14 protein-coding genes and 1 pseudogene are annotated in these 13,923 nt (G+C 62.9%); 3 read left to right on the forward strand and 12 right to left on the reverse strand.

The features are described from left to right. Positions 1-6: 6 nt before the first annotated feature. From QOS90_RS13550 to QOS90_RS13590, 9 genes are all read right to left on the reverse strand, one after another. Positions 7-858, reverse strand: a complete 852-nt coding sequence (locus tag QOS90_RS13550; RefSeq protein ID WP_085272897.1) for a LysR family transcriptional regulator — start codon at positions 856-858, stop codon at positions 7-9. 37 nt (positions 859-895) lie between these two features. Next, the gene (locus QOS90_RS13555; RefSeq protein ID WP_027593337.1) at positions 896-1,516 is read right to left on the reverse strand and encodes a TetR/AcrR family transcriptional regulator; all 621 of its coding nucleotides are present in this window, start codon (positions 1,514-1,516) and stop codon (positions 896-898) included. A gap of 2 nt (positions 1,517-1,518) precedes the next feature. After that, positions 1,519-2,349 (reverse strand): HpcH/HpaI aldolase/citrate lyase family protein, encoded by an 831-nt coding sequence (locus tag QOS90_RS13560; protein ID WP_085272896.1) that lies wholly within the window; start codon positions 2,347-2,349, stop codon positions 1,519-1,521. Further along, entirely contained in the window at positions 2,346-3,188 is an 843-nt protein-coding gene (locus QOS90_RS13565; protein WP_085272895.1) for an HTD2 family dehydratase, read from the reverse strand. Before QOS90_RS13565 ends, QOS90_RS13560 begins: the two co-directional genes overlap by 4 nt. A 40-nt stretch (positions 3,189-3,228) precedes the next feature. Continuing rightward, a complete protein-coding gene (locus QOS90_RS13570) occupies positions 3,229-4,431 on the reverse strand; it encodes a CaiB/BaiF CoA transferase family protein (RefSeq protein WP_027593334.1) in 1,203 nt (400 codons plus the stop codon). A gap of 63 nt (positions 4,432-4,494) precedes the next feature. After that, positions 4,495-5,658 carry an acyl-CoA dehydrogenase family protein gene (locus QOS90_RS13575; protein WP_085272894.1) on the reverse strand — a complete coding sequence of 388 codons (1,164 nt, stop codon included), beginning with the start codon at positions 5,656-5,658 and terminating at the stop codon, positions 4,495-4,497. A gap of 69 nt (positions 5,659-5,727) precedes the next feature. Beyond that, positions 5,728-6,324 carry a thiamine pyrophosphate-dependent enzyme gene (locus QOS90_RS13580; RefSeq protein WP_085272893.1) on the reverse strand — a complete coding sequence of 199 codons (597 nt, stop codon included), beginning with the start codon at positions 6,322-6,324 and terminating at the stop codon, positions 5,728-5,730. Beyond that, complete coding sequence (locus QOS90_RS13585; protein ID WP_027593331.1) at positions 6,312-6,842, reverse strand: thiamine pyrophosphate-binding protein; 531 nt, start codon at positions 6,840-6,842, stop codon at positions 6,312-6,314. The genes QOS90_RS13580 and QOS90_RS13585 overlap by 13 nt, the downstream gene beginning before the upstream one ends. 201 nt (positions 6,843-7,043) lie before the next feature. Further along, positions 7,044-8,411 carry an MFS family transporter gene (locus QOS90_RS13590; protein ID WP_027593330.1) on the reverse strand — a complete coding sequence of 456 codons (1,368 nt, stop codon included), beginning with the start codon at positions 8,409-8,411 and terminating at the stop codon, positions 7,044-7,046. Positions 8,412-8,601: 190 nt separating this feature from the next. Between QOS90_RS13590 and QOS90_RS13595 the strand changes: the two genes are divergently transcribed. Beyond that, positions 8,602-9,525, forward strand: a complete 924-nt coding sequence (locus QOS90_RS13595; protein ID WP_027593329.1) for a LysR family transcriptional regulator — start codon at positions 8,602-8,604, stop codon at positions 9,523-9,525. On the opposite strand, the gene QOS90_RS13600 is transcribed toward QOS90_RS13595, so the two are convergent. Further along, positions 9,522-10,721, reverse strand: a complete 1,200-nt coding sequence (locus QOS90_RS13600; RefSeq protein ID WP_085272892.1) for an MFS transporter — start codon at positions 10,719-10,721, stop codon at positions 9,522-9,524. The genes QOS90_RS13595 and QOS90_RS13600 overlap by 4 nt on opposite strands. Before the next feature lie 92 nt (positions 10,722-10,813). Beyond that, entirely contained in the window at positions 10,814-11,749 is a 936-nt protein-coding gene (locus QOS90_RS13605) for a LysR family transcriptional regulator (RefSeq protein WP_027593327.1), read from the reverse strand. Between the two features lie 106 nt (positions 11,750-11,855). On the opposite strand from QOS90_RS13605, the pseudogene QOS90_RS13610 reads away from it, so the two are divergent. Further along, positions 11,856-12,128: pseudogene (locus QOS90_RS13610) on the forward strand (PepSY domain-containing protein). Between the two features lie 7 nt (positions 12,129-12,135). Here the strand turns inward: QOS90_RS13610 and QOS90_RS13615 are convergent. Then, a complete protein-coding gene (locus tag QOS90_RS13615) occupies positions 12,136-13,059 on the reverse strand; it encodes a LysR family transcriptional regulator (protein WP_085272891.1) in 924 nt (307 codons plus the stop codon). A gap of 102 nt (positions 13,060-13,161) precedes the next feature. On the opposite strand from QOS90_RS13615, the gene QOS90_RS13620 reads away from it, so the two are divergent. Then, positions 13,162-13,914, forward strand: coding sequence for an SDR family NAD(P)-dependent oxidoreductase (locus QOS90_RS13620; protein ID WP_085272890.1), 753 nt, complete (start codon positions 13,162-13,164; stop codon positions 13,912-13,914). Positions 13,915-13,923 lie beyond the last annotated feature (9 nt).

The following is a 13,923-nucleotide window of genomic DNA, read 5'->3' on the forward strand; positions in this document are numbered from 1 at the left end:
AAAAATTCACAAGCGCAGCAGGGGTTTGACCTGCTCGAGCAGAAAATCCGTTACGGCTTTGATGCGGGGGGTGTTGCGCACGTCCTCGTGCACGGCCAGCCAAATTTCGATGCTCATCGACCTGTCGTCCTCGCAGGCTTGCTTGAGCCCGTACTCCTCGGCCATGAAGGCGGGCAGGCAGGCTACCCCCACGCCACCGGCCGCAGCCTGGGCCTGGATGCGCAGGTCGTTGCTGTGCAGGGCGAAAGGGCGACCTGCGGCCTGCTCCAGCAGCCAGCGCTGCTGTGGGGATTTCGCCTGAGAGTCGTCGTAGCCGATGTACAGGTGCGGTTCGCGTCGGCGCACGTAGGGCGCCGATGCGTACAGCCTGTATTCGAGATGCCCGAGCAGGCTGGCCACCAGGGTTGGCTCGGTGGGCCTGGCCAAGGTGATTGCCACGTCCGCCTCGCGGCGGGCCAGCGACGCGCGCGACTTGCTGCCGACCAAGGTGAGTTGCAAGGCAGGGTAACGTTTGTACAGTTCGCCCAGCCTACGCGCCACCATGCTGCCCAACAGCGCGGGCGGGGCGGCAATCACGACTTCGCCTTCAACGGCCTGTTGGTCGGCACTGGCAAAGTGCTCCAGCGCAAACGAGGATGCCAACATCTGCTCGGCAAACTCGCCAACGCGCACGCCCTGCTCGGTCAGGGCGTAAGCCCGTGGGCGGCGGTCCACCAGCTTCAACTGCAGCGAGGCTTCCAGCGAACTGATCCGCCGCGCCACGGTGGCATGGTCAACCCCCAGGCGCTTGGCAGCGGCCGACAGCGAGCCGGCGCTGATAAATGCAGAAAAATGACGCAGGTCTTCCCAATCGAACATGACAGGCCTCTGGTGTGAGGCCCGATGATACGCGGTTTCAGGCGGCTCCCGTCAGCCGGGCGGCGCGTGCCGGTCGTTTCGCAGGCGGGCATGCTGACAGCAGCGCATGGCTCATCTGTATCACCCAGGCCTCGATTTTCGCGTCATCCACCGGCATTGGCCGACGGCGCATACCTTCGGCGGTATCTATCAGGGCCAGAATCGCCTCGGCTGCGCTGGCGATATCCCCCACCGTGTAACGCCCCTGTTGCTGACCGTGTTCGATGATCTGGCACAAAGGCGCTCGCGAACGGTTGAGCGCCTGCTCCAGCCACCCACGTTGGCCAGGCTCGACATGGCGTGATTCGTGGCGCAGCAACAACGCCTCAAAGGGGTGCGATGCCTGGCGCGCGAGTTGAAACCGCAGGTAGCCGCGCAGGTCGCGAGTGTAGGGCCCTCGGCGCCAGGCGTCGAGGCGCTGGGCGAGAATGTCCAGCAATACATCGAGCAGCAGGTCCTGTTTGCTCGCAACGTGGTGGTAAAGGCTGCCCGGCTGCAGGCCAGCGCGGGCCGCGAGCTGGCGCATGCTCATGGCGCCATAGCCGACTTCTGCCATCAAGCCCTGTGCCACAGTGAGCAGAGGGCTGGGGCACTGTTGCACGTGACGGGCGTCGGGCATGGCTATTCACCCTTGCCTGCGGCGTGCACAAGGGCACGGGCGCGCAGGATCACCGGCGCATCCACCATCTGCCCATCCAGGGTGAACACGCCAGCACCGCCTTCGGCCGCAGCCAACACGCGGTGCGCCCATTCCAACTCATCGGGCGAAGGCTGCAGGGCACGATGAATCACGCTGACCTGGCTGGGGTGAATGCACAAGGCCCCGCCAAAGCCCATGTCGCGAGCGAACTGTACGTGCCGCTGCAGGCCAGCGACGTCCTGAATGGCCGGGTGCACGCCATCGAGCGGCGGCGCAAGGCCGGCAGCGCGGCTGTGCAGCAAGACGGCATAGCGCGCATGCCCGAGCACCTGTTCGGCGGCTTCGCTGGTTGTGCGCAGGTTCAGGTTCAGGTCCAGGCCGAGGTCGAGGCTGCCAAAGGACAAGCGTTCGACGCCCTCACAGGTCGCCAGCAAGGGCAGGGCGACCAGCCCACGTGCGCTCTCGATAATTGGCCAGACCGGCTTGCCGGTAGCACGCGCACGCTGCACTTGCTCGACCGTTTCGGCCTTGGGCAGCAGGATGCCACTGACACCGGCGTGACGCTGGCACAGCGCAAGGTCAGCCGCGTGCGCCCAATGCTGCGGGGCGTTGACCCGCACCAGCACGCAGGCCTCGGGCTGCTCGGCCAGAAATGCCTGCAGGTTGTCCCGCGCCTGCGCCTTCGCCGCTTCTTCAACGGCGTCTTCCAAATCCACAATCACCCGATCAGCGCCGCTGGCCAGCGCCTTGGCGATACGTTCCGGGCGGCTGGCGGGGACGAACAGGGCAGAGCGCACGATGGCCTGGCTCATTGGCTGGCCTCCAGGCTGAATTCGACTTCTGCGGTTTGCGCCATGCCCGCTTCGGCGGTTGCCCAAAGCTGCGCCTTGCCGCGTTCGAGCAGGCGCCCACCCACCTCGAAGGTGTTCGGCGAAATCAACGGCCGCAAGCCGCGGAAGCTGAATCGGCGTATCTGGGCGGCGGGGTTGGCACGGGCAAAGGCGCGCAGATTGAGCGTCGCAATCAAGGGCCCGTGCACCACCAGCCCCGGGTAGCCTTCGGTGTCAGTGACATAGGGCCAGTCATAGTGGATGCGATGGCCATTGAAGGTGACGGCCGAGTAGCGGAACAACAGGGTTGCGTCGGGCGTCACGGTCTCCTGCCAAGCGCCGGCGGGTGCCGGCTCGGTACCGCCAAGCTTGGGTGGGGTGGGCTCGCGGTAGACGATGTCCTGTTCTTCAATCAGCGCTTCATGGCCATCCTGGACATACACGTGCCTGACGGTGACAAACAGCAGCGACCCGGTGCGGCCCTGTTTTTCTTCGACGTTGAGAATCGTCGAGTGGCGTGCTACCTGCGCTTCCACCTGTAAAGGGCTGATGAAGGTCAGGCGGCTGCCGGCCCACATCCGGTTGCGGTTGTCTGCTGGCGGCAAGAAACCGCCGCGCGCGGGGTGGCCATCAGCGCCCAGCCCGGTGGCCTCGACGGGGTCCTGGAAGAACGCCCAGTGCCAGAGCAGGGGCAGGGGTTCTCCCGCCGAGGGTGCAGGCTCGCTAAGGGTCGCCGCGAGGCGCTTGACCAGGTTGTGGGTGATGCGATCGTGGCTGGTTTCGCTACGGCCAATCCAGCGGCTGAGGTCGTGTGTTGTCATTGTCGTGGTCCTCGATCATTCAACGCTGTGCCTGAAGCGGTCAGATGACCCCATCGCGGCGCAGTTCCTGTATACGTTCGGCAGACAGCCCTAGCTGGGCGAGGATGCATTCGCTGTGCTCCCCCAAGGCTGGCACCGGGTCCATGCGTGGGCGGTAGGCATTGCTGCTGGCCGGGGGCAGCAGGCTGGGTATGCTGCCGTTTGCCGTGGCTACCTGGCGCCAACGGTCGCGGGCTTGTAACTGCGGGTGCTGCCACACCCCCTGCATGTCGTTGACCCGTGCGTTGGCAATGCTGGCGCTATCAAGGCGCGCAACCACCGTGTCCAAGTCCAGGGCGGCGAACGCCTCGATGATCAGTGCACGCAAAGCCTCACGGTTGGCCACCCGCAGGTAGTTGGCAGAGAACCGCGCATCGTCGGCCAGCGCGGGTTGTAGCAGCACCTGCTCACAGAACAGGCGCCATTCGCGCTCGTTCTGCAAACCGAGCATCACAGTATTGCCATCGCCGGTGGGGAAGGGGCCGTACGGGTAGATGGTCGCGTGCGCCGCGCCGGCGCGTGGCGGCGGGGTCGCGCCTTCGTAGGCGTAGTACAGCGGGTAGTTCATCCACTCCACCAGGCTTTCCAGCATCGACACCTCCACATGGCTGCCTTCGCCGGTGCGGCCACGCAGCAGCAGGGCCGACAACACGCCGGTGTAGGCGTACATGCCGGCCGCGATGTCGGCAATCGAGTTGCCCGCCTTGGCCATCTGCTCGTCACCCGGGCCGCCGGTCACCGATAAAAAGCCGCCTTCGCTCTGAATCAGCAAGTCGTAGGCCTTTTTCTGTTCAAAAGGGCCGCCCGCGCCGTAGCCCGAAATGTCGCAGACGATCAGCGTGGGGAACCGCGCATGCAGCGCCTCGAACGACAGCCCCAGGCGCGCAGCGGCGCCCGGCGCCAGGTTTTGCACCAACACGTCGGCCTGCTCCAGAAGCTGGTCGAGAATGTCGCCGGCGATGTCCTGCTTGAGGTCCAGAGCGAGGCTTTCTTTCGAGCGGTTGGTCCAGACGAAGTGCGAAGCCAGGCCGTTGACCCGTTGATCGTAGCCCCGCGCAAAGTCACCGACCCCCGGCCGTTCGACCTTGATCACGCGGGCGCCAAGGTCCGCCAGTTGACGGGTGCAGAAGGGCGCAGCAATGGCATGTTCGAGGCTGATGACGGTGATGCCGTCTAGCGGGCGGATTGCCGTAGGCTGGCTCATGATGGTTATCTCTCTTGTCATGGCAGGGCCCCTTGGCGCCTTGGCGACCAGGGGCGGCATCGGTCAGAACGAGCGTGGCAATTCCAGCAGGTGCTCGGCGACGTACGACAGGATCAGGTTGGTCGAGATCGGGGCCACCTGGTACAGGCGCGTCTCACGGAACTTGCGCTCGACGTCATATTCGTTGGCAAAGCCGAAACCGCCGTGGGTTTGCAGGCAGGCGTTGGCGGCTTCCCAACTGGCCTTCGCCGCCAGGTACTTGGCCATGTTGGCCGCGGCGCCGGCGTTCTTGCCGCTGTCGTATTCGGCACAGGCACGCCAGCGCATCAGGTCGGCTGCTTCGATCTCGATGTGCGCCTCGGCGATCGGGAACTGCACGCCCTGGTTCTGCCCAATCGGGCGGCCGAACACCACGCGGTCGCGGGCGTACTGGCTGGACTTTTCGATGAACCAGCGGCCATCGCCGATGCACTCGGCGGCGATCAGCGTGCGCTCGGCGTTGAGGCCGTCGAGGATATAGCGGAAGCCTTTGCCTTCTTCGCCAATCAGGCTGCTGGCAGGGATTTCCAGGTTGTCGAAGAACAGCTCGTTGGTCTCATGGTTGACCATGTTGGCGATGGGCTGCACGGTCAGGCCGTTGCCGATGGCTTCGCGCAGGTCGACGAGGAAAATCGACATGCCTTCGGATTTTTTCTTCACCTCTGCCAGCGGTGTGGTACGGGCCAGCAGGATCATCAGGTCGGAGTGCTGGACGCGCGAGATCCAGACCTTCTGGCCGTTGATGACGTACTTGTCGCCCTTGCGCACGGCCGTGGTCTTGATCTTGGTGGTGTCGGTGCCGGTGGTGGGCTCGGTGACCCCCATCGACTGCAGGCGCAGTTCGCCACTGGCGAGTTTTGGCAGGTAATAGCCTTTTTGTTCTTCGCTGCCGTTACGCAGCAGTGTGAACATGTTGTACATCTGGCCGTGAATGGTGCCGGAGTTACCCCCGCAACGGTTGACTTCCTCAAGAATCACCGAGGCCTCGGCCAGGCCCAGGCCGGAGCCACCGTACTCTTCCGGGATCATCGCCGAAAGCCAGCCCGCATCGGTCATGGCCTTGACGAAGGCCTCCGGAAAGGCCTTTTCTTCGTCGATCTTGCGCCAGTATTCGGCAGGGAAATCACCACACAGGGCACGCACGCCCTCGCGGATGGCGTTGAGTGCTTCGTTGTCGTAGTCGCTCATTATTGTTCTCCAGGCGGCGCAGGCTGGCAGCCTTGTCGTGGCTCGGTTGCCAACCTGCGCCTGACACGGTCAAAGAGGCTGGAAGCCCAGGGCAGCGCGGAAGCGGTTCTTGATGTAGTGGCCGTCACGCGGCGGCAGCACGCGCGGTGGGTTCTCGGCCTTGATCTTGACGGTAGCCAGCTTCACACCTTCGCGGCTGGCGAAGCGTTCGCGCAGGTCATGCACGCCTTCCATGTCGCGAATCTCGCGGGTCCAGCTGAAACCGCAGGTCTGGGCAACCTGGTCGAGCTTGATGCCGAAACCGGCGTGGCTGACCTGCATGCCGGTCTCGCCGAAGTGGCCGTTGTCCAGCACCACAATGGTCAAATTGGCAGGCTTCTGCAGGGCGACAGTCGCCAGCGCGCCGAAGCCCATCAGCAACTCGCCGTCACCAGTGATGACCACCACCGACTTGTCGGGTTGCGCGTTGGCCAGGCCCAGGCCTACGGTGATGGCGCTGCCCATGGCCGCCCAGAGGTAATAGTTGCCATCGTGGTCACCGGCAGCCATGACGTCGTAAGACGCCGAACCCAGGCCGGTCACGACCAGTACATCCTGGCGATCAGCGAGCAGGGTACGCACCACCTCACGGCGGCACAGCGTGTGGTTGGCGCTTACTTGACCCATTTCTTTTCTCCGATCAGGCGCTGGCCGAGCAGCAAGGCAGTGGCGGAATCACCATTGAAGGCCATGGTGGCGGCGCCATGCAGCAGTGGCGCAACGTCTTCTGGCACATCGGCACGCCAGGTCATGACCTTCATCAGTTGCAGCGAGGCCTCGGTGGCCTGGCCCATGGGGTTTTGCCAAGCGTTGAACTCGGCCCAGTCACCGCGCATGGTCACCACCATCAGCAGGGGGAAACCCGCGCAGTTCTGCAGGGCCAGGGTGTTGATGCAGTTACCGACGCCGCTGGACTGCATCAACAGTGCACCGCGTTCGCCGCCCAGCCAGGCGCCGGCCAGATAACCAATGCCTTCTTCTTCGGTGGTGAGGACGACGGCCTTGATATCAGGGTCCTGGTACGACATGCGGATCGCGGCCGAATGGCCGGCGTCCGGAACGAACACGACATGCTTGACGTCGTGGGCCTTGAGGACGCGGAAAACGTCTTCTTGCCAGCTTTGTTCAGCTTCTTGCGATGACATGGTTGTCTCCAGTGCTGCTCTTGTTTTGCCTCATCATGCAGGCAACGCGGGGTACCGACGACTACCGTTTTTCTCTTTGAGATATGCCGGCATGGCATAGCTCGCAGAGTGGCCGGCCAGGCAAAACGAAGCGGCCCTGGTGGCTTTCTTGGGGAAGCCATCAGGGCCGCGCGGGTCAATAAAGGGGCAATGTTGGCGAGGTCAGGCCTTGGCGGTCTGCACCTTGCTGGCCGGCATGCCGGTATTCTCCTCGACCCTGCCATCGCCACTGATGTACCCATGCCGCGTCAGGTTGGGCATTAGCATCGATGCGATGAAGGTCACGCACAGGACGGCGGCCACGTAGAAGAAGAAGTAGTCCTCGGCCCCTTCGGCCCTGAACGACAGCGCGACATATTCAGCGGTCCCGCCAAACGCCGCATTACCTATGGCATACGGGAACCCGACCCCCAGCGCACGCACTGCGGGGGGGAACAATTCGGCTTTGACGATGCCCGCGATCGGGGTGTAGAGCGAGGCGATGACCAGCCCGCCGAAGACCAGCGCAAAGGCCATGAAGGGGTTGTGGGTATGCTTGATGGCGAACAGCAGCGGGATCACCAGCAACACGCCCAGGCTCGAGAACATCAGCATGTGCGTTCTGATCCCGAGCCGGTCTGCCATCAGGCCGAACAGCGGCTGGCAAAGCATGAAGCCGATCAGCGCCGAGGTCATGATGAAACTCACCGTGGCCGCGTCGAAGCCTGCCGATATCACCAGAAACTTCTGCATGTAGGTGGTGAAGGTATAGAAGTACAGCGACCCACCGATGGTAAAGGCGATCACCAGCCCGACGGCACGCTTGTGCTTGAACATGCCGCGCAACGACCCGGCACCCTCGCGGTGCATGTCCTTTTTCGAGGCGGTTTCGTGCATCGAGCGGCGCAGGTACACGACAACCACGGCGCTGATGGCGCCAATGAAAAACGGAATGCGCCAGCCCCATTCACGCAACTGCTCATCGCTGAGGGTCTGCTGCAGGATGACTACGGTGAACAGGGCCAGCAATTGCCCGGCGATGATCGTGAAGTACTGGAACGAGCCATAGAAGCAACGCCGGCCTGGTGTCGCGATTTCGCTGATGTAGGTTGCGCCGGTGCCGTACTCGGCACCCACCGAAAGACCCTGGATCAGCCGTGCCACGACTAGCATGATCGGTGCGGCGATACCTACCGTTTCATAGGTCGGCATCACCGCGATCAGCAGTGACCCGGCGCACATCATGAACACCGAGATAATCATCGACACCTTGCGCCCACGGGTATCGGCCAGCCAGCCGAAAATCCACCCACCCAGGGGCCGCATGAAGAAACCGACGGCGAACACACCCGCAGTGGCCAGCAACTGCGTGGTGGTATCGCCTTTGGGGAAGAACGACGCCGCGAAGTAGATTGCCGTATAGGCGTAGATGAAAAAGTCATACCACTCGACCAGGTTGCCGGAGCAGGCCCCCATGATCGCTCTGACACGATTGGGTTGGCGGGCGGGGGCATCTTCAACGAGGGTGGTGCTGGAGCGGGGAGTTGGCATGGTAGTCAGCCTCTGGTCTTATTCTTGTAGCGGGCGTCCGATCGGTGATCGACCCTGTTTTCACGCTACTCCAGAGTGGGCCCGTCAATAAGGGGACTAGCTGACTAACTGATATGCTGAAATTCTATAGCTGCTGACAGGTGTGCTGTTTAGACTGCCAGTTACCTTCTGCCTCGACACGGGCCTGCCGATGGACGTCGTTCAACTCAAAACCCTGATCCATGTTGCCGAGCTTGGCAGCCTCAGCAAGGCGTCCGACCGGCTGCACATTGCACAGCCCGCCTTGAGCCGGCAGATCCGGCAACTGGAGAAGGAGCTTGGGGTCTACCTGTTCGAGCGCCATGGCCGCGGCATGATCATCACCGACGCCGGCAGCGAAGTGCTGCAGCACGCCACGCGGATCATGGATGAACTGGAGGCCATTCGCAGTTCGGTAGTGGGCGGGCATGCATCGTTTCGCGGGGCCGTGGCGATCGGCACCACACCGACCATCGCGGAAATCGTCACCGTGCCCCTGGTGACCCGGATCCGCGAAGCCCACCCGGACTTGTCGATCCGTTTCTCGTCGGCCTTCAGCGGTTACCTGGTGGACTGGATTCAGCGTGGCGAACTGGAGCTGGCGATCTCTTATGACCTGGAGCCGCTGCACACTTTGCGCATCGTGCCGGTGATGATGGAGAACCTGGTATTGGTCGGGCCGCCCAGCGCAGGCTTGGCGTGGGACAACCCGGTAAACTTCGCAACCCTGGCCCAGCAGCAGTTGGTGCTGCCCAGCCCGCGCCATGGCTTGCGCAAGATCATGGACCACTGCGCCGCGGACGTCGGCTTCAAGATTGCCGCCAATGTCGAGGCCGATTCGTTCGGGGCGATGATCGACCTGGTGCGTCATGGCTTCGGCTTGACCGCGCTGCCCTTGGCCTCGATCTACACCCACCTGCAGAATGGCACCTTGTGTGCAGCGCCACTGATCGAGCCGACTCCGATGCGCAAGCTGGTCATGGTGTCGCCTGCGGACAGGCATGTCAGCCCAGCCACGCGCTATGTGGGTGAAACCTTCGTCGAGCTTGCTTCAGAGCTGGTAGCGCAGGGCATCTGGGCGGGGCACATGCTTTAAGCGCTGGGTGCCTGACGCTGCAGCCGCGCCACGGCGGGCACACACAGCAACGCCAACAGCGCCACCCCGGCGGCCACATAGCCCAGCGTCGACACCCCGAATGTCGGGATGACCAGCCCACCCAACAGCGCACCCAAGCCAATACCGGCATTGGCGGCAGACACGTTGGTGGTGCCAGCCAGAGCCTGAGAGTGCGCCACCGAATGCATCACGCGCACCTGGCAGATGGGGTAGAGCGCCGTATTGGCGATGCCCCACAGTGCCAGTGCGCCCCAGAGCGTTACAGGCGCAGCGGCCAGCGGGCTGAAGGCCGCCATACCCATCGCCAGCAACACAAGAAACAGCGCAGTGGCCTTGATCGGCGAATGCCTGACAGCTCGCCCCCCCAGCCAGTTGCCCAGCAAACCAATGGCACCGAAGCCCATCAGCCACCAGCCGACATCCGCAGTTGCAACACCTGCGGTACGCTCGAGCATGTCGGCCAGGTAGGTGTAGGCAATGAACATGGCGGTGAACACCATGATCGACAGCGCCACATTGGCGAGGAAGTTCGGTTCACGGAAGATCCGCGCCTGGTGGCGCAAGTCAACCCTGGGCAGGCGCGCAACCACTGGCATCCAGGTGAGCACGGCAAAGGCCATGGCCGCCGAAGCAGCAGACAATATCCAGAAAGCGCCGCGCCAGCCTATGGCGTCAGCCGCCAACGTCCCTAATGGAATGCCCAGCAACAGCGCAGCTGAGATGCCGAGGTAGACCCGCGCGACGGCCTGCCCTTGGCGATCGGGGCTGACCATGCTGGCGGCCGTTTCGCTGGCTGTACCCCAAAAAACAGGCAGTGCCAGGGCGGGCAGGAAACGCGCCACTGCCAAGACCCCGATGTTTGGCGCAAGGGCCGCCAGCGCATTGGACGCCGCGAATAAGGCGAGGATGGCTGCGAACAGCTTGCGCCTGTCCAGGTGGGCAAGTGCTGCCGTCAACGGCGGGCCCGCCAGCATCACGGTGAAGGCAAACAGCGTGATCAACTGCCCGGCAGTCGAAATCGAGACATCAAGGTCGCGTGCCAGCCCGGGCAGCAGGCCGACCATCAAGAACTCGGTAGTGACAATCAAAAAGGCGGAGGCGGCGAGGACCAAAGTCCCCAAGGTCGCGCGTCGGTCGGTCGCCAAGCCCACGGGTGGGCGTTCAACAGCAGTCATGCAGGCAGTTCCTCAATCAGGGGCTGCCATTGTATTGATTCTTAAAAAGCCTATTACGGGCAATATTTCAGATGGCACGCGAATTATATTCACTAATCGCAGGGTGCGAGGCGGTGGCCGTCTGTTCGCAGTGCGTTCAGCAGCACATCCAGCAGCGCCCTGACGCGGGGAAGGGCCTCACGTTTTTTGAGCCACACTACGTTCATCGGCAGCCCATCTGTTGCCAAGTGCGGCAACACTTCAATCAACGCGCCACTTTCCAGCTGTTGATTGACCAGCCAGGTGGGCACCTGAGTGACCCCCAAACCCTGTACGACTGCCTGTACCACCCCTTCGCCATCGCCGATGGCAAGCCGCGCCGGCATGAAGCGCCGCTCCATTTCACCCGGTTGCATACCGGTCATGTGCCAGGGGCTGCCCACCCCGTCGGGCTGCCCGTAAACCACACAGTCATGGGCTTGCAGGTCCGCCTCATCGAGCGGTGTGCCACGGGCTTGCAAGTAGCCCGGTGAGGCACAGAAGATGAACCGTTGAGCACCGATGAACTGGTGCCCCAGGTCCTCCGGCCAAACGTCCGGGCCGCCGATACGTACCACGATATCGATACCCTGCTCGGTCGGGTTGACGAAGCTGTCGGTAAAGGACACGTGTGGCTGCAACTGGGGATGGCGTTTGAGGTAGTCGAGAATGACCGGCAAGACGTGCAGCCGCCCATACGCTGCGGGCAGGTCGATGCGCACCCGGCCCCGTGGCTCGAAGTAGTCTTCATGCAGGGCCAATTCCGATGCTTCGAGGTCGGCCAGCACGCGTGAGCAGGTCTTGTAGAACGTTTGCCCCGCATCGGTCAGGGCAAGCCGACGCGTCGTGCGCTCGAACAGGCGTAAGCCCAGGCGAGCTTCCAGCCGCGCGACACCTTTGCTGACAGCCGAGCTGGTCAGGTTCAGGCGCTGCGCCGCCGCGGCAAAACTGCCGAGGTCTGCCACGCAGACAAAAACGTCAATGCCCTTCAAACGTTCGGAGGAGTGCACCGTCAACCCTTTGTGTAATGAACGTGGCTGCAAGCGTAACGATGATTGAACCGAAACGACAGCGCCCAGGTCGCATCCTTTAACTCAGACAAAAAGGATGTTGACGATGAAAACCATGACGCGCGTATTGACGGGGTTGGCACTGGTTGGCGCACTGGGCGCTAGTGCCGCGTGGGCTGACCAACCAGGTGCCGACTGGAAGGTGAACTAAGACCAGGCCGAGACGGTGCTTAAAGGCGCCGGCTACACCCAGATCACCAAGATCGAAGCGGATGACGGCCACTGGGAAGGCGAGGGCATCAAGGCCGATGGCAAGCAGTACGAATTCCACGTTGACCCACACTCCGGCAACATCACCAAGGATGAACTGGATAATTGAGCCACCGTCAGGTCACGTTTGGCGTCAGCCATTGTGACCCGGCCAGCCGCTCAATGAAAAAATCAGCCAAGGCCTGGACCTTTCTCGGCCGGCTTCGGGCTGAAGGTGTGACGAAATACAAGCCGCCTTGGGTCATGCTCCACGTGGGTAGCAGGTGCTCAAGGCGGCCGTCCGCCAAGTATTCGGAGGCGATGAAATCCGGTAATTCGGCGATCGCCAAGCCCTCCAGCAAGGGCGCCACCAACGCATCCGAATTGGTCACACGCAGGGGCCCCCGCGGCACGACGTCTTGTTCGGTGCCGTCACTGTGGGTGAACCGCCAAACCTGGCTGCGGGCGCGGTAGGCGTAGCTCATGCAGGCATGGTCAACCAGGTCGCGCGGGTGCTCAGGGCGCCCATGACGCGCAAGGTATGACGGCGCGGCTACCAGGTATTGGGTGACCGCGCAGATACGTCTCGCCACCAAGGACGAATCCGGCAGTGCTGCAATACGCAGTGCTGCATCGAACCCCTCGGCAACCAGATCGACTGTCGAATCTGACAAGTGAAGGTCGAGTTCCAACTGGGGGTACCTGGCCATCAACGCGGGCAGCAGCGGCGCTACCCAGCGCAAGCCGAATGACATAGGCACCGCCAGGCGCACCAAGCCCCGTGGCTGCACCGACATCTCCTGGGCGGCGCTTTCCATCTCTTCTGCCTGGCGGTACAACGCGCTGGCCTGTTCGACCATGCGCTGGCCGAACTCGGTGACGCAAAGCTGGCGTGACGTGCGATTGAACAGACGACCGCCCAAGCGTGCCTCCAGACGCGCCACCGCACGCGATACCGTCGGTACCGACACGCCCATGGCGCGCGCCGCCGCTGCGTAGGAACCTTCTTCCGCCACTTTGGCGAACATTGCCAGCCCTTCGAAATCGGGGATTCTTGCCATTTCAATTCTGCAATGATGAGTTTCAAATGATTCTATTTTGAAAATAACGGTGCGTCGATAAGCTTCTCCCACAGCCAATCACTACCCCACGGGAGAAACACCATGAGCAACAAACTTGAAGGCAAGATCGCACTGGTAACCGGCGGCACCACCGGTATCGGCCTGGCCACCGCCAAACGTTTTGCAGAGGAGGGCGCCCATGTGTACATCACCGGCCGCCGCCAGAGCGAGCTGGACAAGGCCGTAGCGCTGGTCGGTAACGCCACCGGCATCGCCGTCGATTCGACCCGGCTTGACCAGTTGGACGCGCTGTATGCCCAAATCGGCCAGCAACAGGGGCGTCTGGATGTGCTGTTCTCCAACGCGGGTGGCGGCTCGATGCTCCCTTTGGGAGACATCACCGAAGCCCACTACGACGATACGTTCGACCGCAACGTCAAAGGTGTGCTGTTCACAGTGCAGAAAGCGTTGCCGTTGCTGGCGCCGAACGCCTCCATCATTCTTACGGGCTCTACCGCCGGTAGCTCCGGGACTGCGGCATTCAGCGTGTACTCGGCGTCCAAGGCCGCCGTTCGGGCATTCGCACGCAGCTGGATCCTCGACTTGAAGGACCGCGGGGTCAGGGTCAACACCCTCAGCCCAGGTGCCACGCGAACCCCAGGCCTGGTTGACCTGGCGGGCCCCGATGCAGAGCAACAGCAGGGGTTGCTCGACTACCTGGCCGCCCAGGTGCCGCTGGGACGTGTGGGTGAGCCTGTGGAAATTGCCAATGCCGCCGTCTTCCTGGCGAGCGATGACTCAAGTTTCGTCAATGGCGCCGAGCTGTTTGTCGATGGCGGTCAGGCTCAGATCTAGAGCGTGAGC

The organism is Pseudomonas sp. LAIL14HWK12:I10, from assembly GCF_900184205.1.
Taxonomy (GTDB): Bacteria; Pseudomonadota; Gammaproteobacteria; order Pseudomonadales; family Pseudomonadaceae; genus Aquipseudomonas; species Aquipseudomonas kermanshahensis.

Excerpts from the sequence above, each read along its gene's own strand:
- QOS90_RS13550 (WP_085272897.1), bottom strand. The coding sequence starts at position 858 with ATGTTCGATTGGGAAGACCTGCGTCATTTTTCTGCATTTATCAGCGCC.
- QOS90_RS13555 (WP_027593337.1), bottom strand. The coding sequence starts at position 1,516 with ATGCCCGACGCCCGTCACGTGCAACAGTGCCCCAGCCCTCTGCTCACT.
- QOS90_RS13560 (WP_085272896.1), bottom strand. The coding sequence starts at position 2,349 with ATGAGCCAGGCCATCGTGCGCTCTGCCCTGTTCGTCCCCGCCAGCCGC.
- QOS90_RS13565 (WP_085272895.1), bottom strand. The coding sequence starts at position 3,188 with ATGACAACACACGACCTCAGCCGCTGGATTGGCCGTAGCGAAACCAGC.
- QOS90_RS13570 (WP_027593334.1), bottom strand. The coding sequence starts at position 4,431 with ATGAGCCAGCCTACGGCAATCCGCCCGCTAGACGGCATCACCGTCATC.
- QOS90_RS13575 (WP_085272894.1), bottom strand. The coding sequence starts at position 5,658 with ATGAGCGACTACGACAACGAAGCACTCAACGCCATCCGCGAGGGCGTG.
- QOS90_RS13580 (WP_085272893.1), bottom strand. The coding sequence starts at position 6,324 with ATGGGTCAAGTAAGCGCCAACCACACGCTGTGCCGCCGTGAGGTGGTG.
- QOS90_RS13585 (WP_027593331.1), bottom strand. The coding sequence starts at position 6,842 with ATGTCATCGCAAGAAGCTGAACAAAGCTGGCAAGAAGACGTTTTCCGC.
- QOS90_RS13590 (WP_027593330.1), bottom strand. The coding sequence starts at position 8,411 with ATGCCAACTCCCCGCTCCAGCACCACCCTCGTTGAAGATGCCCCCGCC.
- QOS90_RS13595 (WP_027593329.1), top strand. The coding sequence starts at position 8,602 with ATGGACGTCGTTCAACTCAAAACCCTGATCCATGTTGCCGAGCTTGGC.
- QOS90_RS13600 (WP_085272892.1), bottom strand. The coding sequence starts at position 10,721 with ATGACTGCTGTTGAACGCCCACCCGTGGGCTTGGCGACCGACCGACGC.
- QOS90_RS13615 (WP_085272891.1), bottom strand. The coding sequence starts at position 13,059 with ATGGCAAGAATCCCCGATTTCGAAGGGCTGGCAATGTTCGCCAAAGTG.
- QOS90_RS13620 (WP_085272890.1), top strand. The coding sequence starts at position 13,162 with ATGAGCAACAAACTTGAAGGCAAGATCGCACTGGTAACCGGCGGCACC.